The sequence below is a fragment of the Chryseobacterium shigense genome, assembly GCF_014207845.1.
GTDB classification, from domain to species: Bacteria; Bacteroidota; Bacteroidia; order Flavobacteriales; family Weeksellaceae; genus Chryseobacterium; species Chryseobacterium shigense_A.
Map to the genome: position 1 here is coordinate 1,630,869 of NZ_JACHLC010000001.1, position 26,640 is coordinate 1,657,508.

At 37.0% G+C, this 26,640-nt stretch carries 19 protein-coding genes; 5 read left to right on the forward strand and 14 right to left on the reverse strand.

All coding sequences use genetic code 11. From position 1 onward, the window contains the following. Window positions 1-30 precede the first annotated feature (30 nt). Window positions 31-1,161, reverse strand: a complete 1,131-nt coding sequence (dnaN, locus tag HNP36_RS07525; RefSeq protein WP_184158866.1) for a DNA polymerase III subunit beta — start codon at window positions 1,159-1,161, stop codon at window positions 31-33. A gap of 247 nt (window positions 1,162-1,408) precedes the next feature. On the opposite strand from dnaN, the gene HNP36_RS07530 reads away from it, so the two are divergent. Next, window positions 1,409-1,765 carry a diacylglycerol kinase family protein gene (locus HNP36_RS07530; RefSeq protein WP_184158846.1) on the forward strand — a complete coding sequence of 119 codons (357 nt, stop codon included), beginning with the start codon at window positions 1,409-1,411 and terminating at the stop codon, window positions 1,763-1,765. Window positions 1,766-1,794: 29 nt separating this feature from the next. On the opposite strand, the gene HNP36_RS07535 is transcribed toward HNP36_RS07530, so the two are convergent. The 6 genes from HNP36_RS07535 to purB all read right to left on the reverse strand — a co-directional run bounded on the left by HNP36_RS07535 (window position 1,795) and on the right by purB (window position 10,719). Further along, window positions 1,795-2,421: an SGNH/GDSL hydrolase family protein gene (locus tag HNP36_RS07535; protein WP_184158844.1), complete on the reverse strand. Its 627-nt coding sequence runs from the start codon at window positions 2,419-2,421 to the stop codon at window positions 1,795-1,797. Window positions 2,422-2,537: 116 nt separating this feature from the next. After that, window positions 2,538-2,954: a ribonuclease inhibitor gene (locus HNP36_RS07540; protein ID WP_184158842.1), complete on the reverse strand. Its 417-nt coding sequence runs from the start codon at window positions 2,952-2,954 to the stop codon at window positions 2,538-2,540. Next, entirely contained in the window at window positions 2,932-6,627 is a 3,696-nt protein-coding gene (locus HNP36_RS07545) for a phosphoribosylformylglycinamidine synthase (protein WP_184158840.1), read from the reverse strand. The genes HNP36_RS07540 and HNP36_RS07545 overlap by 23 nt, the downstream gene beginning before the upstream one ends. A gap of 79 nt (window positions 6,628-6,706) precedes the next feature. Then, on the reverse strand, window positions 6,707-8,131 hold the full coding sequence (locus tag HNP36_RS07550) for a serine hydrolase (RefSeq protein ID WP_184158838.1): 1,425 nt from the start codon (window positions 8,129-8,131) through the stop codon (window positions 6,707-6,709). Window positions 8,132-8,230: 99 nt separating this feature from the next. Further along, a complete protein-coding gene (locus tag HNP36_RS07555; protein ID WP_184158836.1) occupies window positions 8,231-9,247 on the reverse strand; it encodes a hypothetical protein in 1,017 nt (338 codons plus the stop codon). Window positions 9,248-9,291: 44 nt separating this feature from the next. Next, window positions 9,292-10,719, reverse strand: a complete 1,428-nt coding sequence (gene purB / locus HNP36_RS07560) for an adenylosuccinate lyase (RefSeq protein WP_184158834.1) — start codon at window positions 10,717-10,719, stop codon at window positions 9,292-9,294. Window positions 10,720-10,976: 257 nt separating this feature from the next. On the opposite strand from purB, the gene HNP36_RS07565 reads away from it, so the two are divergent. After that, entirely contained in the window at window positions 10,977-11,126 is a 150-nt protein-coding gene (locus tag HNP36_RS07565) for a bacteriocin-like protein (protein ID WP_184158832.1), read from the forward strand. Between the two features lie 139 nt (window positions 11,127-11,265). Here the strand turns inward: HNP36_RS07565 and HNP36_RS07570 are convergent, their stop codons facing one another. Further along, the gene (locus tag HNP36_RS07570; protein ID WP_184158830.1) at window positions 11,266-11,403 is read right to left on the reverse strand and encodes a bacteriocin-like protein; all 138 of its coding nucleotides are present in this window, start codon (window positions 11,401-11,403) and stop codon (window positions 11,266-11,268) included. A 332-nt stretch (window positions 11,404-11,735) separates the two neighbouring features. On the opposite strand from HNP36_RS07570, the gene HNP36_RS07575 reads away from it, so the two are divergent. The 3 genes from HNP36_RS07575 to HNP36_RS07585 all read left to right on the forward strand — a co-directional run bounded on the left by HNP36_RS07575 (window position 11,736) and on the right by HNP36_RS07585 (window position 16,866). Continuing rightward, window positions 11,736-13,580, forward strand: a complete 1,845-nt coding sequence (locus HNP36_RS07575; RefSeq protein ID WP_184158828.1) for a histidine kinase — start codon at window positions 11,736-11,738, stop codon at window positions 13,578-13,580. Between the two features lie 2 nt (window positions 13,581-13,582). Then, window positions 13,583-14,344: a LytR/AlgR family response regulator transcription factor gene (locus HNP36_RS07580; RefSeq protein WP_184158826.1), complete on the forward strand. Its 762-nt coding sequence runs from the start codon at window positions 13,583-13,585 to the stop codon at window positions 14,342-14,344. Window positions 14,345-14,433: 89 nt separating this feature from the next. Next, window positions 14,434-16,866, forward strand: coding sequence for a T9SS type A sorting domain-containing protein (locus tag HNP36_RS07585; protein ID WP_184158824.1), 2,433 nt, complete (start codon window positions 14,434-14,436; stop codon window positions 16,864-16,866). Window positions 16,867-16,954: 88 nt separating this feature from the next. On the opposite strand, the gene HNP36_RS07590 is transcribed toward HNP36_RS07585, so the two are convergent. From HNP36_RS07590 to HNP36_RS07615, 6 genes are all read right to left on the reverse strand, one after another. Next, window positions 16,955-17,341, reverse strand: a complete 387-nt coding sequence (locus HNP36_RS07590) for a hypothetical protein (protein ID WP_184158822.1) — start codon at window positions 17,339-17,341, stop codon at window positions 16,955-16,957. A gap of 86 nt (window positions 17,342-17,427) precedes the next feature. Then, window positions 17,428-19,755: a beta-glucosidase BglX gene (bglX, locus tag HNP36_RS07595; protein ID WP_184158820.1), complete on the reverse strand. Its 2,328-nt coding sequence runs from the start codon at window positions 19,753-19,755 to the stop codon at window positions 17,428-17,430. Between the two features lie 184 nt (window positions 19,756-19,939). Then, on the reverse strand, window positions 19,940-20,641 hold the full coding sequence (locus HNP36_RS07600) for a prolyl oligopeptidase family serine peptidase (RefSeq protein ID WP_184158818.1): 702 nt from the start codon (window positions 20,639-20,641) through the stop codon (window positions 19,940-19,942). 128 nt (window positions 20,642-20,769) lie between these two features. Then, entirely contained in the window at window positions 20,770-22,161 is a 1,392-nt protein-coding gene (locus tag HNP36_RS07605) for a glucoamylase family protein (RefSeq protein WP_184158816.1), read from the reverse strand. Window positions 22,162-22,235: 74 nt separating this feature from the next. Further along, on the reverse strand, window positions 22,236-23,654 hold the full coding sequence (locus HNP36_RS07610) for a RagB/SusD family nutrient uptake outer membrane protein (RefSeq protein ID WP_184158814.1): 1,419 nt from the start codon (window positions 23,652-23,654) through the stop codon (window positions 22,236-22,238). An 11-nt stretch (window positions 23,655-23,665) separates the two neighbouring features. After that, window positions 23,666-26,491, reverse strand: a complete 2,826-nt coding sequence (locus tag HNP36_RS07615) for a SusC/RagA family TonB-linked outer membrane protein (protein ID WP_184158812.1) — start codon at window positions 26,489-26,491, stop codon at window positions 23,666-23,668. Window positions 26,492-26,640: the final 149 nt, after the last annotated feature.

Genomic DNA, 26,640 nt, shown 5'->3' on the forward strand with positions numbered 1-26,640 from the left:
CAGTCTCTTGTAGTTTTATGCATTAAAATATTATAATCCGATTACCGGCATTGATAACATCAGAATATTTTCACTTTCTTCAAGACCGTCAAGCGGTTCAATGATTCCCGGTCTGTTAGGCTGAGACATTTTCATAGTGATATCGTCCGAACCTAAAATGGTAAGCATTTCCGTTAAAAACTTAGAGCTAAAACCAATATTGATATCTTCTCCGTTGTAATCGCAAGGAATCTGCATATCCGCTTTGTTTGCATACTCGGTATCTTCTGCATGAAGGTGAAGAATATTGGCAGATAATTTAAATCTCACCTGGTTGGTAGATTTGTTAGACATAATGGATGCTCTTTTGATCGCTCCTAAAAGAAGGTTTCTGTTGATCGTCAGTACATTTGGATTCTCTTTCGGGATTACTGCTGTATAATTGGGGTATTTACCGTCTATCAGTCGGCAGATCCAGATGTGTTTCCCAAAAGTAAATTTAGCCATATTCTCATTGAAATCGATGGTAACGTCTTCATTGGAACTTGCCAGTATGTTTTTGAAAATGTTCAGAGGTTTTTTAGGCATGATGAATTCCATTGGCTCGGCATTCATCAGGTCTGCTCTTTTATAGACCACCAGTCTGTGGGAATCTGTGGAAACAAAATTGGTTTCGTTTTCTCCAAACTGGAACAGTACTCCGGTCATTACAGGACGAAGAGAGTCGTTACTTGTAGCAAAAAGAGTATTCGTCAATGCTTCAGACAGAACTCCTGCCGGCATTGTTACGCTCTGGGATGCATCAAATTCCGGTAATTCCGGGTAATCATCAGCATTATCCAGTGCTACAGCGAAGTTGTCTTTTTCATCCAAAATCTCAAGCTGGCTTCCGGTTCCTTCAGCATTATCCTTCACAACGAACGTCAAAGGCTGTTCACCATAGGTCTTGATAAAATCCTGAAAAATTTTAGCAGGAACGGCAAATTTACCCGAATCGTCAGACTTTACTTCCAGAGAAGTCACAAGAGTAGTCTCGCCATCAGATGCTGTAATGGTAACGTTATTTCCGTCTAATTCAAAAAGATAGTTTTCTAAAATCGGTCTCGACTGAGAGCTTGATATTACGCCACTTACAGTTTGCAATGCTTTCTGCAGTTCACCACTTGAAATAATAAATTTCATAGATTTAAAAATAAGTTTCTACAAATATAATAAATAGAAACTATAATGAAAAAAATAATCTTAAGGAGTTTTGAACAAATATCATCAATTTGTTTTCAGGACTGATTTGATACTCAAATTTAACACTGATTATTGATTTTGGATACAAAAACCTATCCCTAGTTTTTCATGTACAGATTAAGAAAAACAGGTTTCCAATTTATTATTTTCATCAAAATACAAATCTTATCTTTGTTAAAAATAAGCCATGCAGAAACCACCTATTCACAAAAGTTTTTTGAATGCTTTCCGCGGTGTTTTCCTGATGATGAAGACGGAAAGGAATTTCCGGATTGAGCTTGCAGCATTTTTCGTTAACCTGATTCTGATTTTATATTTCAGGCTTTCAGCGGTTGATACAATACTCATTCTTATGGCTTCACTAAGTGTTTTGGGTGCCGAAATATTCAATACCGCTATAGAAAAGATATGCGATATTGTACAGCCTGAATTCGATAAAAGAATTGGTTTTATCAAGGATATTTCTGCCGCAGCGGTCCTTTTACTGACCATCGGGGCCGTTATTACAGGGATAATTATTTACCGGAAATATGTATTTCAATAAAAAAGCACTCCGGAAGAACAGATAGGCTATTATAAATATTTTTCTATGATGGATATTGCAGTTTCTGCCATTATTCCGTAACCCTTTTCGTTAGGATGTACACCGTCTGCAGAAAGTAAAATTTCCTTATCATCCAGGACAGCAGCATGAAAATCAACATGATGAACTGAATTTTCGGAAGCCACATCTTTAAGTATCTGATTGTAAACTATTACTTCTTCATTTGTTCTGAGCTTTCCGGTTGCACTTTCTATCCCGTCTACTTTTTGAGAAACCGGGAGAATGTTTACCAGATAAATATCATTGGTGTATTGTTTTGCATGATGAATCGCTTCATTGATGTTATTCCTGAACTGTTCCAGATTTACCATATGGGTTCCGTCTTTTTTTGCCAGATCATTGGCTCCGTACCCGATAAAAACAACATTTCCCTCTGCTGAATTTCTGGCTGCCAGCTCGTAAGGCATCCTTTTCAGCAGCCCGACTGTGGTTTCGCCTCCGATTCCAAGATTAAAGAGGATCAGTTCATTTTTTCCTTCATGGAACTGCTGGAGTGCATATCTTTTAAGAATATCTACCCAGCCTCCGAATACGCCGTCATACTCCCCATATGTGATGCTGTCTCCAAAGAACAGCCCGTAAATCATTTTTTTCATGTTTAATAAGATGTGGATATTAGATATTAGACACTAGATTTCAGATGCCAGATGTCAGATGTTTAGTAGATATATCATTTATTGTTTACAATTGACCATTCATCATTAATCTAAAATCAATCCAAAATTAGTGTAATATTTTGGTGTGATTCTATAATTTCCACTAAAATATCAAATAAGGTCTGCCCTTTTCCTGAGACCAATTCATCCAGTTTATGCTGTATAAGATCTATATTGAAAGGCTTTCCCTGACTGATCTTGTTCTCATAAAAGCTGCGGGTTGCGTCAAAGCCCAGATCTTTTTCTGATTTTTGGGATTCTTTCCAGATCATCTCTATTTCCTCATCGTTTTCAAAGACACCGAAACCTCCGTACAAAATATCATCAAAGCCGTCCAGTGTTCCTACTTTCCAGTCAGCATCCTTCATAAGAACAGATGAAACCTCATCATAAAACCCGGCCAGATTTGAAAAATGACCGCCATTAATGACGGTCATTTTCCTGTTATTTTTATTTGAAGTACTCCACTCCATTTTTGAATATATTGTGGTAATTCGCGGTAGGTATGTTTTTCATGAGGCCTTCTGCAAATCGTTCAGGGTGCCCCATTCTTCCGTAAATCTTTCCGCACGGGCTGGTAACTCCTTCAATTCCGAATAATGAATTATTAGGATTGAACGGCATTCCGTGGGCAATATTTCCGTTAAGATCGATGTATTGGGTAGCAATCTGCCCGTTCTCGTAAAGTTTTTGAATTTCTTCTTCGGAAGCCATGAAACGGCCTTCACCGTGAGAAATGGGAATGGTAAATACCTGATCTTTCATTCCTTTTAACCATGGGCTTTCATCATTAACCACCTTTACATTCACCATCTGGGAAATATGCCTTCTGATGGCATTGTGAGCCAATGTCGGAGAATTTTCATCCAGATCTTTGATTCTTCCGTAAGGCAATAAACCAGATTTAACCAAAGCCTGGAACCCGTTACAGATCCCGATAATCATACCGTCTCTGTCCAGCAGCTCGTGAACAGCATTTTTCATTTTTTCGTTTTTCAGGACGTTGACAATGAATTTTGCGGAACCGTCCGGCTCATCCCCTGCTGAGAAACCTCCTGAGAATGCCAGAATCTGAGATGTTCTGATCTCTTCCACCCATGCATCAATGCTTTCATCCAATAACTGGTGATTGATATTGATTAAAGGTAAACTGCTTACTATTGCACCTTCTTTTGCAAAAGCATTTAAGGTATCATACTCGCAGTTGGTTCCCGGGAAAACCGGTGCGAATACTTTCGGCTGGGCAATTCCGTGCTTTTTAATAATGATATTTCTTGGATTGATAGAGTTTGATTTCTCATCAATTTCAACCGTAAGCTTTTCTTTTTCTTTGGTTGGAAAAAGGTTTTCAAATGTTCCTGTATAAGCTGATTCAAGATCTGAGATTGAAGATTCAAGGTTATTTATTTTTAAAGTTCCTGAATCTTTTACTTCTCCGATATACTGAAGAGCAGCGCTGTTAAGTTCTTCTTTTGATTCAATAATCAAGCTACCGATATTTTTAGATAACAAAGCATTTTCATCAATATTTACTTCTGCTCCCAACCTGTTCCCGAAACTCATTTTAGCTAAAGCAATGGCAGCACCGCCGTCTTTAACTGTTTTTACTGAAACAATTTTTCCGGCTTTGATGTTTTCAAAGATAAATTCAAAGATTCCTTTTAAGCTTTCATAGTTTGGAAGACCGTTTTCCTGAGCAGTATGATTGAAGAAATACAGTTTATTTCCTGCATTTTTAAATTCAGGAGAGATGATATTTTTCTTATCACCGTTGGCACAGGCAAAAGAAATCAGCGTTGGAGGCACATTCAGATCCTGGTATGTCCCGCTCATGGAATCTTTACCCCCGATTGCTGCCAAACTTAAATTAATCTGGGCATCATAAGCTCCCAATAAAGAAGCTAAAGGTTTCCCCCATTTTTCAGGGTTCTGGCCCAGCTTTTCGAAATATTCCTGAAAGCTTAACCTGATGTTTTTGTAATCGCCACCCATGGCAACGATTTTTGCAACGCTTTCTATCACTGCATAAGAAGCTCCCAATAATGAATTCTGCTTTGAAATTCCGGCATCAAATCCCCAGCTTGCCAAAGATACGGTTTCGATATCTTTTGCTCCTAAAACAGGAAGCGTCTGTACACTTCCTTCCATCAGAGTCTGCTGGTATTTTCCTCCTAAAGGCATTGCTACCGTAGTTGCTCCAATTGAAGAGTCGAACATCTCAAGCAGCCCTTTTTGGGAAGCCACGTTTTTATCTTTTAAGATGTTCAGGAAGTTTTCTGCTGTGAACGCTTTCGTTTCTTCTTTTACTTCTTCAAGGTGGGTAATTTTTACTTCCTGGCTTTTTGAACAGCCGTTCGTGTCCAGAAATGCTCTTGAAAGGTCAACAATCTTATCTCCTTTCCAGAACATCTGCATTCTTCCGGAGTCTGTAACTTTTGCCACTTCTACAGCCACAATATTTTCAGCTTCACAGAATCTGATGAAGTTTTCTTTATCCTTCGGATCAACTACAACGGCCATTCTTTCCTGGGATTCAGAAATAGCAAGCTCAGTTCCGTTTAATCCTTCATATTTTAAAGGTAAAACATCAAGGTTCACTTCTAATGAATCTGCGATTTCACCGATGGCCACAGAAACACCTCCTGCCCCGAAATCGTTTGATTTTTTGATTAACCTGGTCACTTCCGGGTTTCTGAACAATCTCTGGATTTTACGTTCTTCAACGGCATTTCCTTTCTGAACTTCAGAACTCATGGTGTGAATAGAGGTTTCATCCTGTTCTTTTGAGCTTCCGCTGGCTCCGCCAACACCGTCACGGCCTGTTGCACCTCCTAAAATGATAATAGAATCACCATTTGCCGGCTTTTCACGTCTTACCCAATCTACCGGAACGGCTCCGGTAACGAAACCAACTTCCATTCTTTTGGCTTTATACCCTTCGTCATAGATTTCAGAAACCATTGTAGTAGCCAGACCAATCTGGTTACCGTAAGAGGAATATCCGTTGGCAGCCTGTTTTGTGATTGTCTTCTGAGGTAATTTTCCCGGTAAGGTTTTATCAACCGGTTCCAATACATCTGCAGCACCTGTTAATCTCATGGCCTGGAAAACGAAAGAACGTCCGGACAACGGGTCTCTGATAGCGCCACCTAAACAGGTTGAAGCTCCTCCGAAAGGTTCAATTTCCGTAGGGTGATTGTGTGTTTCGTTTTTGAATAGTAAATACCAAGGTTCTTTTTTACCGTCGTATTCGGCTTCGATCTGGATGGTACAGGCATTGATTTCGTCAGAAACCACAAGGTTTTCCAGCTTGCCTGTTTTATGGAAATATCTTCCGCAAACTGTTGCCAGATCCATTAATGAAATGGGTTTCAGTTCACGGCCTAAGAATTTTCTTTTTTCGATATAGTCATTGAAAATGGTTTCCAATGTATTTTTGAATTTTCCTTCAAACCGGATATCTGACAACTGTGTTTCGAAGGTGGTGTGACGGCAGTGGTCACTCCAATAGGTGTCTAAAACTTTCAGCTCGGTTTCTGTAGGGTTTCTTTTTTCTGTTTTAAAGTATTCCTGAATGAATTTTAAATCATCCAGGCCTAATGCAAAACCGTGGTTGTTAAAGAATTCTTCAAGCTGAGCATCATCGAAATTGATGAAGTTTTCGTGAACCAGAACTTTTGAAGGTATCTCATCGGCAGGAATATCCAGAATTGATAAATCTTTTTGCTGGGATTCGACTTTATTGATTAAAAGGTCTTTGATTTTTACCAGATCGGATTCAGAAACGCCTTCAAATTCTATCAGCTTTCCGCTTCTTACCTTAGACTTTTCATTCTCCGTTAATAGGGCGATACACTGTTGTGCAGAATCCGCACGCTGATCGTATTGACCGGGTAAAAATTCCATGGCAAAAAAGATTCCCTTTGCCGGATTTTCTGTGTGTAAAATATCGGTAACAGGGTCTACAAAAGTGCTGTTTACCACTTTTCCGAACTCTCCGTCGTTCAATCCGAAAATATCGTAAATGTTGTATACTTTTACATTTTGGATCGATGGAACGACTGCTTTTACTTCATCAAAAATTTTTGGACTTTCAACATCGAAAATTCCTCTTTTTTCTACGAAAATTCTTTTGTTATTAGACATTAGATGTCAGATTTTAAATATTAGATTTATTACTTTCTTTTTTCTTTTTCAGAACCATTGGTTGGCTCTCTTTTTATTTTTACAGCTTCAGCGTCAGGTTATTGTCATTGGTTCCGTCTGCATTGGAAGCTTTTTTAGGGGTTATTACCCACCATGCGTTATTGAGTACAAATTTAAAGGAATAGGTTTTGCCTTTTTCAAACTTAGACAGGGGAATTTCCAATTCAAAATGATTTGCATCTTTTTTCTTCATCCGGTATTCTTTATTTACCGGATTCCAGTCATTAAATGAACCTGCTACAGAAATAGTATTGATTAATCCTGAATCCATATTTTTTGGATGATTATACTCAAAAACAACATTATTTCCTTTCACGGTATATCCGTAAACCTGTTTTTTGTCTGATGGGGAAGTAAAGTCTTCCATGATCTCTGAAGCCGTATTCTGAAGGGTGTAGCCACCTCCCGGCACGCTTACATTGATAATCATACAGATTCCTATGTTATATTCAGGATAGATGGTAAACCAGGTTTGTGTTCCAAAGGCTCCGCCGTGTTTAAATCCGACTTTACCATATTCGCTGATATAATAATCATCCCAAAGGTATCCGTGCCAGTTTTCTTTACTGTTTTCAATATTTTTCTGGGATTCCTGTACGACTTTATTTTTTGAGTCCAGTTCATATTTCAGGAATTTCATCAGGTCACCTAAAGTAGATTTGGTTTTTGCTCCTGTAGAACCCCATAGCTGGGAGCTGAAATGGGGCATCAGCTTACCGTTATCATAGTAACCATTGGCTAAATTTTCATTTTTACCCAGATTAAACTTAGTATGCTGCATTCCCAATCCTGAGAAAATATTTTCTTTAAAAAGTGTTTCCACATCTTTACCATAAACATTTTCTAAAATAATACCTGCCAATTCAAGGCTTAAATTACTGTATTTATATTTTACCCCGGGAATTGTATCCAGTTTTACATTTTTAAGATCTTTAAAAAACTGTTCCCTGGTATAATCTGCTTCAAGGTTTCTGATTAAAAAAGGGGTTTCATCGGTAGTTTTTTCATATAGTTTATCTTCATCCGGTAAACTTCTTGGGAGTGCTGTTGTGTAAGAAAGCAGGTTCTTAATTTTAACAGGTGTTCCCTGGTATTGCAGATTCTGATAATCTTGTTTTAAAAATTTACGGATATCATCTTCTAAATTGATTTTTCCTTCCAGAACAGCTTTTGCCAGTAACTGGCCTGTAAAAAGTTTGGTAACTGAAGCGATCTCAAAATAGGTATTGTCATCCGCTTTATTTCCTTTTCCTTTATCTATTTCTCCGTAATGTTTTGTATAGGTTTTTCCATCTTTCAGGATTCCAATGGAAACGGAATAGGCTCCAGATTTTTGTGCAAGTTTCTGAGCATTGGCATCCATAATGGCATATACATCTTTCTGGTTTTGTGAAAAGCTTTTCACAGAGAGTAAAATGAATAAAAAAATCGGAAGGTTTTTCATGGAGCTATTTTACATTATAAGTATTAGGGTTATCAGGATACATTGTTAAATGAACAAAAGTACTTTTCATATTAATATTGATATAAATTAAAAAGATAATCAGTCATTTTTGCTAAGATCTGTCTTCTTCCGCGAATTTACAATAATATAAAATCTATGCGCAAAATTATAATCTATTGAATTATCCAACTTCCACTTTTCATAGCCCTTATAATCAAATTGATGGTTTTCCGGTGGACTTAGTAAGTAGTAATACTGTTCCATTAAATATTCATCTACAAAACCGTCATTTCTAAGTTTCGTAAAGAAAGAAATCAATTTGGTTGCAGGATTTTCTCCACTAATTGAGCTGGAATTTTTTTCTGTTTTATAATCTATAAAACCATTAATGCCGGATATCTGATAATTTAAAAGAATTCCGGGAATACCTGACGCTCTTCCATATTTATCAACATTTTCATATATCCATTTCATTTTATTCGTAGCACTGCTCATGGTAATCCTCAACAGTAATGTATCCTGGGCAGCAGCCGGTGCATAAAATATATTTGAATATCTTGTCAGAGGGTTTTTCTCAACAATTTTTGAAGGCATTATTTTTTTCAAAAACTCATCCTGTCTGCTATCCAAAGCTAAAGTATCATTTCCTTTCTGGCTGGTTTCCGAAACAAACATCCAAAACCCGGCATCATATACTCTTACATTGATCAATCTGTCGAGATGTTTAAAATAAGTACTTATTCCATTAAGCTTAAACTTACCATCTTTAAAATGAATTGTTTTATTTACAGCTTCTTTTGGAGTATATTTTCTACTTTTAAGATTACCGAAATAATAATTAAAAAGCCTGTCTTCATCCAAACGTCCTGGAACTATTTTAAACAGGAACAGGGCATCATTATTTTTATTTTCATATTCCGCAGAAAAAACACTGTCATTTTTAGAGTTTGTAAATAATCCTGTTCTGGTAAATTCTCCCAAATTAACCGGAGCTATAACTCCTGAAATTATATGTTCAAAATTTTCATTTGATTTAATTTTTTTATTCAGTTTAAAGTCCTGAGAAGATATAATCACAGGAAACAACATCAGAATAAATAATAAATAATACTTCATATGAATTTCAAAAAAATATGCAGCCCAAAAGGACTGCATATGCTTTATACTTTAAGATCAGCCTCCAATCCTATCAGGTCTTTATTTTTATCCAGAATAGGCTGAACTTCATTGCTGATGAACTCCTCTGTCTGGATCGGCGCGAAACCGATAAAGTTTTTAGGATCTAAAACTTCTTTTAATTTTGATTTGTCCAGTTTTAAAGAATCATCGTTCAGGATTCTTTCAATAAGATCATTTTCTTTTCCTTCTTCTTTCACTTTTTTGGAAGCTTCCATAGAGTGAACTCTGATCACCTCGTGGATTTCCTGACGGTCGCCACCGGCCTTCACTTCTTCCATAATGATATATTCTGTCGCCATGAAAGGAAGCTCTTCCATAATATGTTTGTTGATTCTGTTCGGATATACAACAATTCCGTTCATGATGTTATTCCAGATCAGCAGGATAGCATCAACGGCAAGGAACGCCTGGGGAATGGTAAGTCTCTTGTTGGCAGAATCATCCAAAGTTCTTTCAAACCATTGGGTAGAAGCTACCATTGCGGAACTTGTCGTTAAAGACATCACATATTTTGCCAAGGCTCCAATTCTTTCGCTTCTCATTGGGTTACGTTTGTAAGCCATAGCAGATGAACCGATCTGATTTTTTTCGAATGGCTCCTCAATTTCCTTAAGGTTTTGAAGAAGACGTAAATCATTGGTGAATTTATGGGCAGACTGCGCAATATTTCCTAATAAAGCCACTACTTTAGCATCGATTTTTCTGTCATAAGTCTGACCTGAAACTCCAAATACCTTTTCGAAACCGAATCTTTTTGAAAGTTCTTTATCCAAATGTTTTACTTTGGAATAATCTCCGTTGAAAAGTTCAAGGAAACTTGCAGCAGTACCGGTAGTTCCTTTTACTCCTCTGAAACGAAGTGTTTCAAGAAAGAAATCAAGCTCCTCGATATCAAGAACCAAACTCTGTAACCAAAGGGTAGCTCTTTTTCCAACTGTTGTAAGCTGGGCCGGCTGGAAGTGGGTAAATCCTAAAGTGGGTAAATCTTTATACTGAATGGCAAAATCCGAAAGATTTTTCATCACATTAACCAACTTTTTCTTTAAGATCAAAAGTCCGTCACGGATCTGGATAAGGTCTGTATTATCTCCTACAAAAGCTGAAGTAGCTCCTAAATGAATAATTCCCTTTGCTGAAGGGGCTACATCACCATACGTATGAACGTGGGCCATTACATCGTGGCGGAATTTCTTTTCATATTCTGCCGCTTTATCATAGTCGATGTTTTCTGCATTTGCTTTCAGTTCGGCAATTTGCCCATCTGTAATGTCAAGACCTAAGTCTTTTTCAATTTCAGCAAGCGCTATCCAAAGCTTTCTCCAGGTACGAAATTTATTGTTATGTGAGAAGTTAAACAACATTTCTTCACTGGAATAGCGCTCTTCCAATGGATTTTTGTAGGAATTCATTCTTTCTTTTACTTTTTTAGATGTACAAAAATAAGGATTTTCATTGAGAGATGAAAATAGAGTGTGTTCTTTTAAATTTCAGTCGGAAGTGACGGTATATTTCATTTTTGATGGTACTAAGACTTACCTCCATTCCATTTTTTTTACAATTTGAATTATTTTTTCAACAGGAAGTGATTTTATATTATTTTATTTTTTAATTTAGTGAAACCAAGCTTAAAAAGCAGATCAAATAACAACTTAAAACCAAACTTATTATGAAAAACTTAAAAAAACTTTCAAAAGGTGATTTAAAAATGATTTCAGGAGGCTGGGTTCCGCCACCGGGAGGAAGATGTCCTAACGGAACCTGTCAATATACCGAAAATGGGCCATGCAGAACTTATGATCCTGATAAATGCTACTAAAACTGAAATTACGTATTACAAATTCAGACCAGTAATAAAAATCATAGAAAAAGCCGTTCTTCCGAACGGCTTTATTTTTTATGGGAGATAACATAAAGATTTCATATAGTGATTTTTACACCACTTTAAGATTCATATGTTAAGCAAGTCCGCATTCTGCTCCTACAGGAATACATTTCTTTACAAATGAGCACCAAAAGTAACCGGACAAACACATTGGAACACCTCCCTGAAGTGTCTTTAATTCTTGTTTTGAAAGTTTTTTTAAGTTTTTCATACTATTATTTTTTTGATTTTTCCTACTCTGTAAGCTTTTCGGATTCTGCTATAATTTGGTAATACCAATATACATTTTTTTAATCAAAAACGTAATTTTAATCCTTACTGGTTATTTTTCTTGCAAAAAATTAAGTATTTTAAAATACATCATCCGGTTATCGCCGCATCGAATTCTCGCTGAAGCACAGAGTTTTCTCATTTGCATTTTCCTATTTTTCAGGATTCATCTACATTTGCACCGAAACACAAATGATGAAAAAAAATTATTCTCTTATTTTCTTTTTTTTCATAATTACTTTTTTTCCGGCACAAAAAAATGTCCCGGATTCATTGGTTATTATATTAAACAGGACTACTGATCTTTCAAAAAGAGCAGAGGTTTTAAATAAAATATCTGACTCTTATAAGACTTCGGACCCGGATGCCATGCAAAAATTTGCGCATGAAGCATTACAATCTGCAAAAAATGCCAATAATGTAAAGGAAGAGATTCTGGCGCTGCAAAATCTGGGAACTTCAAATATCATCCGAGGAAATTACGATCAGGCACTCAGCTATTTTGACCAGACGGAACAAGAAATATCAAATCTTAACCATACTGATCAGAATATGCAGGAAATGCTGGCTAAAACTTTTGGCAGCAAAGGAATTATATATTCGGAACAGAATAATTACTCCCAGGCTTTACATAATGATTTCAAAGCAATGAAGCTATATGAAAGCAGTCAAAACGAAGTGCAATTATCCAAGATTTATAATAATATCGGGGTTATTTATCACTCAATTGACGATGATGAAAAAGCCTTACATTATTTTCTGAAATCCTATGCTGTACAAAAGAAGATAAAAGCTGCTTCACTGGGAGTTTCGTGCTCGAATATTGGTTCCATTTATTTAGATAAAAACCTTCCTCAAAAGGCGAAAATATTTTTTGATGAAGGGTTGAGCGAGTTTCAGAAAAATCCTAATCCCCGCGAACAGGGAGAGCTGTATAACAATATTGCCCAATATTTCATAATTAAAAAGCAGTTTGAACCTGCCAAAGAATACCTGTTTAAGGCAGAACAGGCTTTTAAAAGTACAGAAGACAGATTTGGGCTGTCCAATACCTATTTATTTTTAGGTAAAATTTATTATAGTGAAAACAAGCTTGACGAATCGCTGGAATTTGCCAACAAAAGCCTTACTATCTCTAAAGAGCTGGATCTCCCTGAAACTACTGTAAAAAGCGAAGAGCTGCTTTCCCAGATCTTTGATAAAAAAGGGAATAAGGAACAGGCTCTTGTTCATTTAAAAAACTACAGTGCAGAAAGTAAAAAGCTTTTAAAGATTGAAAATGCAAAGGAACGTATTAAAACAGAGCTTGATTTTGAATCTGAAAAACAACAGATCGAACAAAAAGAAAAAACAAACCGGGAGAAGATAAAATGGTATTTCGGACTTTTACTACTGATCATTATGCTGGCAGGAATGTATTTCTTTTTCCGTAATAAAGAAAGGGAAAAAACAATACTGCTTCAAAAGCAACTGACGGAATTTCAGCACAAGGCACTGCATCTTCAGATGAATCCTCATTTTGTTTTCAACTGCCTGGCAGCAATTTCTTCGTTCATTATGCAGAATGATAAAGAGGAAGCCATAAAGTACCTTGCAAAGTTCTCAAAACTTATGCGCCTCACACTAGATTTCTCTAAGGAATCACTTATTACTATTGATAAGGAAATTGAATCTTTAAAAAATTACCTGGAGCTTGAACAGCTGAGATTTAATCAGAAATTCGACTTTACCATCACCAAAGATCCTTTAATAGAAGACGATACTGCACTTCCCTCTCTCCTGCTTCAGCCTTATATAGAAAATTCGGTTATTCACGGGGTAGTTCCCAAGGAGGGCAAAGGCTTCATTCAGATTAAATTCAGCCAGACGGGAGAATCATTAATCTGTGAAATCACCGACAACGGAATAGGAATAGAAACGTCTAAAAAACTGAAAGAAAATCTGGTGAACGTGCATAAATCCATGGCTATGGAGATTTCACAAAAAAGACTGGAAACACTTGAAGAGTTTGAAAAGAAAAAGGTGAACCTGACGGTGACGGAAATAAAAGGAGAAAACAATACCCCTGAAGGAACAAAGGTAGTTTTGGAACTGCCTTTAGAATATATAAAAGATTAGTTATGATTAATGCTGTTATTATAGATGATGATGCCAATTTACGGGAAGGCATGAAGGAAATGCTGAAGCTCTACGCACCGGATATTATACTTTTGGGAGAAGCCGAAAGCGTGAAATCCGGAATTGAACTGATTGAAAATAAAAAACCTGAAATTGTATTTCTGGATATACTGATGAATGACGGGACGGGTTTTGATATCCTGGAACAGCTCAATGAAAGGCAGGGACAGATCTCAGCTCACGTTATTTTTATTACGGCTCATGAAAAATTTGCGATCAAAGCTTTCAGGTTCAGTGCCCTGGATTTTTTGTTAAAGCCTGTAGATCCGGATGAACTGAAAAATGTAATCATAAAGATCAAAGAGATACAGCACAGAAGCAATACGCATAAACATATAGAACTCCTTCTTGATAATATCAGCAGGAAGACGGAAAGCTTTAAAAAGATTGCCCTTTCAACCTCAGAAGGCATCCATCTGTTTGAAATAAAAGATATCATCCGTTGCGAAAGCGAAGACAATTACACAGAATTCTACATTAAGAACCATAAAACGGTCATTATCTCCAAAACTTTGAAAGAATATGAAGAACTTTTGGGCGATCATGGTTTTGAGCGTATTCACCAGTCTCACCTCATCAATCTGAATGAGCTGAAATCCTATATTAAAAAAGATGGCGGCTTTGTCATTATGTCGGACGGATCGAAGCTTCCGGTATCTCAGAGAAAAAAAGAAAAACTGCAGGAACAGATCAACAGGCTGTAAATTCTAAATAGAACCCTCAAAATTCTCACCCGCTCTGGTTAAAAAAAACAATAAAAAATAAATTTGATAAAAAATTATTCAAACACTTTATGAAAACAAAGTTATTATTTTTCGTGCCCATTCTCTGTCTCTCATTAGGCATTAAGGCACAGATTATAAACATTCCTGATGCAAATTTCAAAGCTAAACTGCTGTCTTCCTCACCCTCTAATACCGTTGCAAAAGATGTAAGCGGAAACTATTTTACTATTGATGCCAATGCAGACGGGGAAATTGATGAAGGTGAAGTTCAGGTTATAACAGAACTCAACATATCAAATGCGAATATTACCACACTAGGAACCGTCCTGAACTATTTTGAGAGTTTAGTCAAATTAGATGCAAGCAACAACCTTCTCACTTCTTTCCAGTATGGATATCAGCTGATATCTAATTATGCAGTTTTAGGGACTTTAAGGAACGCAAGTTTTAAAAACAATCCCAATTTACAAACTTTTCAATTTACAGGTTCTCCTACCGGGCCATATCCCTTTGGGCTTGAAGAACTGGATGTAGAAAATTGCCCTTCTCTTCAAAGTGTAAAACTACAGTATAATTATCTAACCTATTTAAACATTAAGAACTGTACGAATTTAGAAGAGCTGGATGTAACGCGTAATCAACTTACAAATATTGACTTCCTTAATAACACTAACCTCAAGAGCGTAAATATTTCACAGAATAAGTTTACAGATTTTAGTGTAAGTGCTCCATTGCTGTTACATTTGAATTTGTATAATAATGATCTTACTACTTTCAACATATATAATTATCCGAATCTGGAATCTTTAGAGATAGCTAATAATAAAATTGCAGATGTAGATGTCAGTAATCATCAAAAAATACAGGAACTCTCGGTTTGGAATGATTATCCGCCAAGCAGTAATTCCGCATATTTAAAAACAGTAAATGCCAATAATTGTGTGGCCCTTACTCAGATAAGAATAATAGATATGCCTAATGTTGAAAAAATATTTATTAAAAACGGAGTCGCAGATGACGTTGCTATATTGGACTGCCCTAACGTTCAGTATATCTGCTGTGATGACAGCGAAGTTTCCGGAATACAGAATATGCTTATTAGTGGCGGGGTTACAGGATGCAACGTAAATACATATTGTAATTTCGTTCCCGGCGGAAATTATAACACCATCACCGGAACGGTAAGATTTGATGAAAACAACAACGGCTGCGATACCAGTGATGAAATTTTCGAGCATATGAAGCTTAAAATAAACGATGGGACCAATACCGGGGAAACCTTTGTAAAGAACAACGGCAAATATGATTTTTATACTCAGGCCGGAAACTTTACAGTAACCGCAGAACCGGAAAACCCTTCTCTTTTCACCGTAATGCCTGCTTCTTTTGCCACAAGCTTCCCGAATAATAATAACAATATTTTTACACAGGATATTTGTGTTGTGAAAAACGGCAATGCCAACGACCTGGAAGTGGTAATCGCTCCTGTAACCAATGCTGTACCGGGCTTTGATGCCAAATACAAACTGATGTGGAGAAATAAAGGAAATACCACCATGTCCGGAAGCGCAGTACTTACATTTGATACCTCAAAAATGAATTTTGTTTCCTCTTCTTTACCTTATGTAATTTCCGGGAACCAGATCACTTTTAATTTCAGTAATTTAAAGCCATATGCCAATACTGCTTCAGAAATTATATTTACCATCAATACCCCTACCCATCCTACCAACCCTGTTAACTCGGGAGATCAGCTTATTTTCTCTTCCAGTGTAAATCCTCTTCCGGGCGACATCAATCCTCAGGACAATATATTCACCTATAAGCAGACCGTTGTGAATTCTTTCGATCCTAATGATATTGTATGCATTGAAGGAAATACGGTACCTTCAGCAATGGTCGGCAACAACCTGCATTATATTGTTAATTTTGAAAATACAGGAACTTCCAATGCCGTTAACATTGTTGTTGAAATGGATATAGATCCTGCAGATTTTGATATCTCTACATTACAGTTACAAAATGCCTCTCATTTGGCTTATACAAGAATAAAAAACAACAAAGTTGAATTTATTATGAAAATGGCCAATCTGGGAAGCGGCGGTCATGGAAATATCCTGATGAAAGTAAAATCAAAAAATAATCTTACCCCGGGCGATCAGGTAATAAATAAGGCCAATATCTATTTTGATTATAATTTCCCGATTGTTACCAATGACGCAACCACGAATATTGAAGGAACCCTGCAGACTGCTGAAACCTCAAAAGACGGATCTGTGAAATTATATCCGAATCCTACAAAAGGTGATGTCAATATAGATGCCGGTTCAAAAATCAAGTCGGTTGAAGTGTATGATGCACAGGGAAGAATTATTCAGAAACAAATCGGAATTAATTCCCAGACTACCAAAGTAAGTATTCACAGCTCTTATCAGGGAGTATACTATTTCAAAGTATTTACTGATAAAGGAGTATTGCTTAAGAAAGTAATTAAAGATTAGATATAAAATACCCTTTCAGTATTTCTGAAAGGGTATTTTTTTAACTTTATGCTGAATAACAAAGCCACTCTTTCGGGTGGCTTTTATTTTATTGGTAAATCACAACGTTATCTTTTTTAAGCTGGTATTCATTTTTTTTGAAAGGAACCAGAACATAATCATCTTTTTTCCAGATTTTACCTTTTCCTGCTCTGATAAGAATCAGGCTTTCTCCGTCTGTATCAGGGATGAAAACTTCGGCTTTTTTCATGTCTTTGCTGAAAATTACAGCAGCCATTGAAGTGGAGCTTCCTTTCGGAGCAACTTCTGTTAATTTAATTTTCTGTTCAAAAACTCTTACACAGTCTTTTTTGATCTGAGAATAGGTATATCCCGCAGAACCTATGCATCCATGAGCATCTCTATCTCCACCTACTGTCTGTGCAAAGATGAATGATCCCATGAATATTGCGCTAAGTACAATAGTTTTTTTCATAATTATTATATTAAATCTACAAGTGTGCCATTAAAAATCATGCCAAATAAGAAAAAAAGCCACTCAAAGAATGGCTTTGATTATTATTATTTTGTCCAGTTTATTTTTGAATGTTTCACATCATTGGAACTGGTTCCTACCATGATATCAAATTCTCCCGGCTCCCAGTCAAACTTCAGCTCTCCGTTGTAGAATTTCAAACTTTCCGGAGTAATATCGAAGGTTACTTTTTTAGATTCTCCTTTTTTCAGGAATACTTTCTGGAAACCTTTCAGCTCTTTTACCGGTCTGGTAATGCTTCCTACCATATCCCTGATATATAATTGCACGACTTCTGCCCCGTCATAGTTTCCGGAATTGGTCACTGTAACTGAGGCCTGAACAGTCTGATTTCCTTTTGGATTGGAATTTGAAACTGACAGATCGGAATAGGTGAATTTAGAATAACTCAAACCATATCCGAACGGATATAAAGGTGTATTACATTCATCCATATAATTGGAACGGAATCTTTCATATTCACATTTATCAACTTTATCCTGACTTAAAGGACGACCAGTATTTTTTGCATTGTAATAGATTGGAACCTGACCTAAGCTTCTAGGGAATGTCATCGGAAGTTTTCCGGAAGGATTTACTTTTCCGAACAGAACGTCTGAAATGGCATTTCCTGCTTCTGAACCGGCAAACCAAGCATTCAGGATAGCATCAGGCGTATCTTTCACATTGGTCAGAGCCAGTGGGCGACCTGTGTAAAGTACCATAGCAATTGGTTTTCCTGTTTTTTTCAGTTCATTCAATAAATCAACCTGAGACTGAGGAATGGTAATTTCTGTTCTTGAAGAGGATTCTCCGCTCATTTCCGCAGATTCTCCGATTGCCAGAACGATAACATCTGCTTTGCTTGCCACATCAACAGCCTCTTTCAGTAATTCTTCTTTGGAACGACTGTCTCTGTCTGTCTTTTTTCCGTGAGCTGCATAGATGTCCTCTAATTTAACATCATAATCAATGTTTGCGCCTTTTGCAGAAAGGAATTTCACTTCTTTTCCGTAATTGGCCTGAAGTCCCTGCATTAATGAAACTGAAGCGGCATGTTTTGTAGCTACGCTCCATGTTCCGGCCATATTCAGTGAGTTATTAACCAACGGACCGATGACAGCTACGGTACCGGATTTTTTCAGAGGTAATACCTGATTTTCATTTTTCAATAAAACCATAGACTGAGCTGCTACATTTCTTGCTACATTACGGTTTTCCATGCTGTATACTTCTTTTGCAGCCAGTTTCGCATCACCGTAACGGTAAGGATCATCAAATAATCCAAGATCGTATTTTGCTTCAAGGATTCTTCTTGCAGCCATATCGATCTCTGCCTTCGTAACTTTTCCTTCGTCCAGAGATTTTTTAAGGGTAGTTAAAAATCCTTCTCCTACCATATCCATATCCACTCCGGCTTTCAGAGCTAAGGCGGACACCTGCTGAAGGTCTCCCATCCCGTGTTCTATCATCTCATTGATCCCTGTATAATCTGTCACAACGAAACCTTTAAAATTCCACATTTTTCTGAGAACATCAGTCTGAAGCCACTTGTTTCCGGTTGCCGGAACTCCGTCCACTTCATTGAAAGAGGCCATTACAGAGGCTACTCCGGCATCTACCGCAGCTTTATATGGCGGAAAATATTCGTTGAACATTCTCACATGGCTCATGTCTACTGTATTGTAATCACGCCCTGCCTCACCGGCACCGTATAATGCAAAGTGCTTTACACAGGCTAAGATGGTATTACCAACGGAAAGATCTTTTCCTTGATAACCATACACCATATTCTTAGAAACTTCACTTCCTAAATAAGGATCTTCTCCGGAACCTTCGGAAACTCTTCCCCATCTTGGCTCGCGGGAAATGTCCACCATCGGCGAAAACGTCCAGTTGATCCCATCTGAAGAAGCTTCTTTTGCAGCTATCCTGGCAGACTGCTGTACCAAATTCATATCCCATGAAGCAGCAAGACCCAATGGAATCGGGAAAGTGGTTTCGTAACCGTGGATTACATCCATTCCGAAGATTAAAGGAATTTTCAGACGGCTTTTTTCTATAGCTACTTTCTGAACTGCTTTGATCTTTTCAGCTCCTTTTATGTTGAATAATCCTCCTACTAATCCCTGCTCTACTTTTTTTCCGATATCTGAGCTTTGAGCCTGTCCTGTTGTAAAATCCCCGGAAGTAGGCAGGTTGAGCTGGCCAATCTTTTCATCTAAAGTCATTTTAGACAAAAGGTTTTCTACAAAGGCCTTTTTCTTCGCCTGATACTGGGCTGTCTGGTAAGACTGAACCGGCCTGGTTACCATTTCCTGTGCGGAAAACACCGGAGAAAGTGCAAGGGTTGCCATTACAATTAACTTTTTCATAAATCTATCTTCTTAAATTATATTTCTAATTTTATTTTTTTGTTTTAACGGGGAGGCGTTTTTTTGTTGGAAAACGCAAAGGCGCTATTTTTTTCAAGCTTTATGTTTTAAGGCGCAAAGATTTTATCAGAGATAAAAATTGATTGTGTTATAGCTAGCGTCTTTATTCTATTTAAATTTATTCTCACTTTTTCTTAGAGAGCATCCATTCATACAGTTTGGGATCAGAATAGGTAGAGTCCCATGAATTGTGATTATCATTCGGAAAGACCACCAGTTCTGCCGATGGATTTACCGGATGTAATCTCTGGTAAAAGTTAAAGGCATTTTCCGGTAAAACGATATCATCCATTCCGCCATGAAAAATTTTCATGTTGAGGTTTTTATACTGGTTAATGTTCGCATACATAATCATATCTGTAGGTGCACATACCGGTACTACTGCTGCAAACATTTCAGGATGTTCCATTGCAAGCTTCAATGTTCCCCAACCTCCCAGTGAAAGTCCTGTAAGATAAATTCTTGAGGCATCAATTTTATATTTTTCCTGAATGTCTTTGATCAGATTATAAATTGTCACCGTATCCCACCAAGAATCTGCAGGGCATTGTGGTGCTAAAATAGCTACAGGCTCCTTGATCAGATTTTTATATGTAAACGGGCTATGTACTTTAACTGCATCAAGATTATTTCCTCTTTCTCCTGAACCGTGAAGAAAGACGATCAAAGGTACGTTTCCTTTTGCTTTCTGAGGATAATCCAGAATATAGGATATCTTTTCTGTTCTTTTAAATTCTTTGTTTAACTCTGCTTTTATTTCCTGTGCATTCACCTGCAATGAAAGTGACAGGAATAAAAGGGAAAGATGTTTCAGTTTTAATTTCATATTGTTATTTAGGTTTTGGCTAAAGCCATTTGGTGTATTATCTTTTTATTTAAACGGGCTAAAGCCCGTTGCTATTGAATTAATTTCTATTGAATGAAATCCCGTTGAAGATAATATTAAAAATTCAGTTATTTAATATTATACTTCTCAGACCTGAAGCTTAGTTTCTTAAGTCCCTGCTGAATTTCAGGTGCATTCATAAATAATTTCCAAAGAAAACCTGTTCTGTAATTTTCAATCATAGGAGCTATCGTTCCCTGATCTATTGCTAAATATCTTGGAGTAAACCAATTGTTGTAATTAATGGATGTGGCATCATAAGGTCCCGCTGAACCAATAAATTCAGGTTTTTGAGTATAAAGGAATCTCAGGAAATTCATAGATTCTTTTGGTGTATACGGAAAGCTGCTCAATGCAGCAGTAGGTGTTATCACGCCATTATCATTGCCAGGCATGTGGGCGGTATAGCCCGTACTTCCGTCTTCATTTCTTGTATATCCGGCTGTCAATCCCCAATAATTTGGTCCATAACCTTTCCATTGTTTTGGATTTTCAACGCAGTATTTATAGTCGATGAGGACCTGATTTTTGTTTAAATTAAAATAGTTTTTCACTAATTTATCAGAAAGTCCGGTTGGATCCAGACCGATGTAGGAATATTGTGACCAGAAAAGCGGTCCGCCGTATTCTTCGGCATAATTGTGTTTTACATACAGAGGAAGTCCGTATTTTGTTTTATCTGTAAGGTAGGTTCCGCTTCTCGCCCAGCCTTTGTAATAGGTTTCTGCATCAATAGGATATGTAGGTGATGAAGCTGCAAGAATATAAGTGATCAGGCATTCGTTATACCCTTCTAGAGGGAAGTTCATTTCCCACTGATATTCGGGTGACCAGTGCCAGTAAAGCACTTTTTGACCTCCTTTGGTGTACCAGTTCCACTGAATTCCTTTCCAAAGCTCATCACATTTTGAAGCTAAGGCTTTCTCTTCTGCATTTCCGTTTTTAAAGTATTCACGTACCATTAGAATTCCTGAGGTAAGGAATGCTGTTTCAACCAAATCTCCCCCATTATCTTTTTTACCGAAAGGAACAGTTTTTCCTGTTTCTCCATTGATCCAGTGTGACCAGGCGCCTTTGTGACGGTCTGCTTTGGCAAGAAAATCCATCATATGAGTCAGTCTTTTTACAGCTTCTTCTCTTGGAATAAATCCTCTTTCCACGCCTACCAGAAGGGTTGCCAATCCGAATCCTGAACCTCCGGTTGTTACTACATGTTTGTCATTATCAGGATAAATGTTGTCTTCGTGATAACGCTCTCTTCCCAACATTGACTTAGGTTCGGCATAATCCCAGAAATATTTTAATGCGTCTTTCTGAACTCTGTCCATAAGCTGCTCGTCGGTGATATTACTTTTCACAGCTTCATTTTGTACAGTTTCCTGCTTCTGAGCCTGGGAGTTTTTGCAGGAGTATACAAAGAATAGAGATGTTACGGCAATTGATAATACGGTCCTTTTCATGAAATCTTTTTTACCTTGGTTGTACTAAAAGAAGAGGAGAACTTTCATTCTCCTCTAAAGTTTATGGTTTATATTTAATATCCTGGATTTTGGGTAAACAATCCGTTACTTTGATCCATCGCATCTAAAGGAATAGGAAATAATTCATTTTTTCCAGCTTTAAATCCGTAAGAAGCAAGAACTGTTGCTGCCTGCCCCGTTCTTACCAAATCTACAAAACGATCACCTTCCAAAGCCAATTCCACTCTACGCTCATGCCATATTGCTGTTCTGAGAGCAGCCTGTGATGAAGCTGTAGTTCCGGGAAGTTGTGCCCTGGTTCTAACTTTGTTAAGGTTGGTAATTGCTGTAGCGGTATTCCCCAGTTCATTTGCAGCTTCAGCGTTTATCAATAATATTTCAGCGAATCTCAAGATTCTGATATTCTGAATTGATCCATATCCACATGCATTATTATTAAGTGCTTTTGGAACATATACTTTTTGGTTGTATGTAGTAACAGACTGAGGATCTCCCATTGCAATAAGGTCTCCTTCCGGGGTAGTTTCCCCATTTCGAAGAATTGTTAATTCTTTACGGATATCTCCCGGTTCAAATGCATTTTCCAATGCCTGAGAAGGGGTAAAGAATCCCCAACCAAATTGGTTTCTCACTCCCTGAACTTCAGCGTACTGGCTGCCTCCAAATTGTGCAGAACATTGACAGTTAACTTCAAATACTGATTCTGATCCAAATTCTCCAGCCGGCCTGAATAAATGGTTAAAATCAGAATCTAAAGCATAGCCCATTACAATAACCTGATTAGTTGTATCATAAGCTTTCTGCCAATCTTTTTTATAGAGGTAAACTTTAGATAGCAGCCCAAGAGCAGCTCCTTTGGTAACTCTTCCTAAATCTGCCGCGCCATAACTTTGCGGAAGAACAGCCGCAGCACTCGTAAGATCTGAAATAATAAAGTTATAAACCTCATCTACAGAATTTCGTGGAATATTATAGTTCGTCTGAAGACCGTCAAATATTGGAACTCCGCCATAAATCCTCACCAAATTAAAATAGAAATATGCTCTTAACATTTTAGCTTCTGCAACCAATCTGTTTTTTAAATCGGCATCCATCTCAATTCCAGGAACTTTGGAAATTACCTGGTTGGCTCTGTTAACAGCCTGCCACTGACCGATCCAATATCCTCTTACTCCGTCGTTACTAACAGTATACGTAAAATTATCATATTCATTAATAAATGATGCATCTCCTGGATTTGAACCTTTTACAACATCATCTGCAGGCACCCCGAAAACAAACTGATAAGGAAATGCTGAATTTTCCCAGCTTCTCAAAAAGCTGTAAATAGCATTGGTTCCATTCATTGCATCCTGCTGCGTCGTGAAGAATGTAGACGCTTCGATTTCTCCTTCTTCTTTTATATCTAAAAAATCATCCTTGCAACTAGCTAAAAGAGAAACTAATGCGATTGATAAAAATATTTTTTTCATAACTCTTCTAATTAAAATGTTAAATTCATACCGAATGTATAGATTGCTGAAATAGGATAGATATTTTGGTCAACCCCCATTTGCACTCTATCCGTGTTCATAATTTCAGGTGAGAAACCATGGTACTTAAAGCTTGTCCAAGGATTCTGTGCACTTATATATAATCTTAATTTAGTTATAGACATAGAATTTGTAAATGCTTTCGGCAGGTTATATCCAACCTGGATATTTCTGATTCTGATATAGCTTCCGTCTTCTACATAGAAACTGTTCGGTAAAATAATAGCCTGATCATTGGTAACCATCGAATAAGAATTGGAAGTCCCCGCACCGGTCCATCTGTTGTTATAGAAATCTAAATCCCAGTTTTCGTTTCCGAAACGCTGTTCGCGGTTATAGTTATAAATTTTATTACCGAATACTCCCTGGAAGTCAATGGCAAAATCAAAATCATAAATATTCATATTAACACCAAAACCATAAGTTCCTTTAGGGATAGGACTTCCCAAGAATGTTTTATCTCTCGTATCAATAATTCCGTTTCCATCAAGGTCAGCAAATTTAAATGCTCCCGGACGTGCCTGGTTCTGCGTTGGTGAGGCATTTACTTCTGCCTGACTCTGGAAAATTCCGGCAACCTGATATCCGTAATAAGATCCAACTGCCTGACCTTCCTGAAGTCTTACAATAGAATTACCAAACAGGCTTACCCCTGTTTCCAAATATGAACCACCATATACTGAAGTAATCCTGTTTTTCAGGCCTGTATAGTTACCATAAACCCCGATACCGATGTTTTCGTTGATTTTAGTATTATAATTTACTGAAACTTCAAATCCTTTATTATTGAAGGAATAGGCATTAGTAACATAATTACGCCAGTTACTAGCTCCGGAAACTGTTCCCTGGAAAATTCCATATACAACATCTTTGGAATCTTTGTTAAAATAAGTAGCGTCTATTTTCAGCTTATTATTAAGTAAGGCCATTTCCAAACCTAAGTCTCCACCTGAAGTTGTTTCCCATCCAATAGTAGGGTCTATTATTTCATCAATAGTTTGCGCAGGATATCCTGTGTTTCCGTAATATGCTCCTCCGGCAATACTTGAAACGTTTAACGTATACTTTCTTGTTACATTAGGATTTCCAAGTTTACCATAACTTGCTCTCAATTTTAAGAGATTGAACAAATGCTGCTCACTCATAAAATCTTCTTTGGAAACAACCCAGCCTACACTTACAGCAGGGAAGAATTTGTATCTGTCATCTGAAGAAATCTGTGAAGTTCCGTCTCTACGAATTGAAGCATTCAAAAGATATTTTCCTTTGTAATCATAATTTAATCTTCCAAAGAAAGACTCAATACGGTACTGATCCTGATTTAGGCTTAATTCCGGTCTGTCATTAGTATAAATCAGAATGTTGTTTCCGTTACTTATACTCAAAGATTCATTTGTTCCATCATAAGGTACATTCTGTGCTTCGGAATAGATTTCAGAATAAGAATTCCTTGTTCTGGAAAAGCCTGCCAATACTTCAAAATTATGACTTCCAAAGCTTTTTTTCCAGGTTAAGGTATTGTCCCAGACATAATTTCTTTCTCTGGAATTTCTCGTAATTAGTTTTGTAGGCTTCTGATCTGAAACAGGGACATAATTAAGAGTCGGTGTATATTCATACTTGGTTGTATTAATATTATCCGAAGTGTAGCTAACCCTTAAAGTAAAATCTTTTAAGAATTTATATTCTCCCCAGATATTATTAAGTAATCTTTCCTGTCTGGTCTGAGAACGGAATAAATCCAGTTTGGCTCTTGGGTTCGGAATAGAATATCCGTTGAAAAACTGATAATCTCCTGTTGCAGGATTCATCGTTGAAAATATCGGAGGTGCATTATATGCATCTAACAATGGATTTTGAGCTGCATCAGTCCTCATTTTGGAGAATGAGAAATTATTTCCAATGGTAATATTGTCCGTAATTTTATAGGTAAGGTTTAATTTTGTATTTAACCTGTTGAAACCGCTTCCTGAGTTAATTCCTCTTCCTGCAGCCAGATTACCTTCATCCTGTAAATTTCCGATACTTCCGTAATAATTCAGTTTTCCTAAATTTCCGGAAGCCGAAAAATCATTCGAATTGATAATACTTGTTCTGAAAATTTCTTTAAACCAATTGGTATCTGCCGGAAAGTTGGATCTGCTTAAGAATTTTGTAGGATCAGTTACATTTTCATTTCTTAATTTTTCATTGTATAATTCAATATACTGATCCGAATTAGCCATTTCCGGGATATTGGTTACTTTTTTAAAGCCCAGATAAGAATTAAAGCTAAAAACAGGTTTCTTGCCTCTTCCCACTTTAGTCTTGATAATTACGGCTCCGTTAGAAGCTCTGGCCCCAAAAATAGCTAAACTTGAAGGATCTTTAAGAACACTCATAGATTCGATATCTTGTGGATTCAGGAATGAAATATCATCAGTAATCATTCCATCAACAATAAATACCGTTTTTCCTGTAAGCGATCCTACTCCTCTGATATCTACTCTGGGAGAACTGCCGGGTGCACCGGAATTCAGAATCTGAACACCGGATAATTTACCCTGTATTGAGCTTATGGGGTTCGCATTAGGCTTATCAGCAAGGTCTTTTGCAGAAACGATACCGATACTTCCGGTAACATTTTCTTTTTTCTGAGATCCATATCCTATTAAAACCACTTCCTCAATCTTTTGCTCTTTAGGAACAGTATCTTTCGGAGTAGTCTGTGCATTGACGTTCATACCGAAGTATAAAACCGCAATGAGACATGAATACTTTAAATCACGTTGTTTCATATAGTTCAATTTTATTCGTACAATCTAATTTTAATAATGCCCTGTTTGTGGAGTTATCTTAAATTCTCAAAAAAAGACATTAGTCAAAAATAGAAAAAAATCCGAACATTGTTAATATATCTTAAAAATTAAAAAAAAATACACAAATT

What these genes read in the sequence shown, in the direction of transcription:
- HNP36_RS07605 (WP_184158816.1), bottom strand. Translation starts at nt 22,161, where the DNA reads ATGAAAAGGACCGTATTATCAATTGCCGTAACATCTCTATTCTTTGTA.
- HNP36_RS07610 (WP_184158814.1), bottom strand. Translation starts at nt 23,654, where the DNA reads ATGAAAAAAATATTTTTATCAATCGCATTAGTTTCTCTTTTAGCTAGT.
- HNP36_RS07615 (WP_184158812.1), bottom strand. Translation starts at nt 26,491, where the DNA reads ATGAAACAACGTGATTTAAAGTATTCATGTCTCATTGCGGTTTTATAC.
- purB (WP_184158834.1), bottom strand. Translation starts at nt 10,719, where the DNA reads ATGAATTCCTACAAAAATCCATTGGAAGAGCGCTATTCCAGTGAAGAA.
- bglX (WP_184158820.1), bottom strand. Translation starts at nt 19,755, where the DNA reads ATGAAAAAGTTAATTGTAATGGCAACCCTTGCACTTTCTCCGGTGTTT.
- dnaN (WP_184158866.1), bottom strand. Translation starts at nt 1,161, where the DNA reads ATGAAATTTATTATTTCAAGTGGTGAACTGCAGAAAGCATTGCAAACT.
- HNP36_RS07600 (WP_184158818.1), bottom strand. Translation starts at nt 20,641, where the DNA reads ATGAAATTAAAACTGAAACATCTTTCCCTTTTATTCCTGTCACTTTCA.
- HNP36_RS07585 (WP_184158824.1), top strand. Translation starts at nt 14,434, where the DNA reads ATGAAAACAAAGTTATTATTTTTCGTGCCCATTCTCTGTCTCTCATTA.
- HNP36_RS07590 (WP_184158822.1), bottom strand. Translation starts at nt 17,341, where the DNA reads ATGAAAAAAACTATTGTACTTAGCGCAATATTCATGGGATCATTCATC.
- HNP36_RS07565 (WP_184158832.1), top strand. Translation starts at nt 10,977, where the DNA reads ATGAAAAACTTAAAAAAACTTTCAAAAGGTGATTTAAAAATGATTTCA.
- HNP36_RS07580 (WP_184158826.1), top strand. Translation starts at nt 13,583, where the DNA reads ATGATTAATGCTGTTATTATAGATGATGATGCCAATTTACGGGAAGGC.
- HNP36_RS07530 (WP_184158846.1), top strand. Translation starts at nt 1,409, where the DNA reads ATGCAGAAACCACCTATTCACAAAAGTTTTTTGAATGCTTTCCGCGGT.
- HNP36_RS07545 (WP_184158840.1), bottom strand. Translation starts at nt 6,627, where the DNA reads ATGTCTAATAACAAAAGAATTTTCGTAGAAAAAAGAGGAATTTTCGAT.
- HNP36_RS07535 (WP_184158844.1), bottom strand. Translation starts at nt 2,421, where the DNA reads ATGAAAAAAATGATTTACGGGCTGTTCTTTGGAGACAGCATCACATAT.
- HNP36_RS07555 (WP_184158836.1), bottom strand. Translation starts at nt 9,247, where the DNA reads ATGAAGTATTATTTATTATTTATTCTGATGTTGTTTCCTGTGATTATA.
- HNP36_RS07570 (WP_184158830.1), bottom strand. Translation starts at nt 11,403, where the DNA reads ATGAAAAACTTAAAAAAACTTTCAAAACAAGAATTAAAGACACTTCAG.
- HNP36_RS07550 (WP_184158838.1), bottom strand. Translation starts at nt 8,131, where the DNA reads ATGAAAAACCTTCCGATTTTTTTATTCATTTTACTCTCTGTGAAAAGC.
- HNP36_RS07540 (WP_184158842.1), bottom strand. Translation starts at nt 2,954, where the DNA reads ATGGAGTGGAGTACTTCAAATAAAAATAACAGGAAAATGACCGTCATT.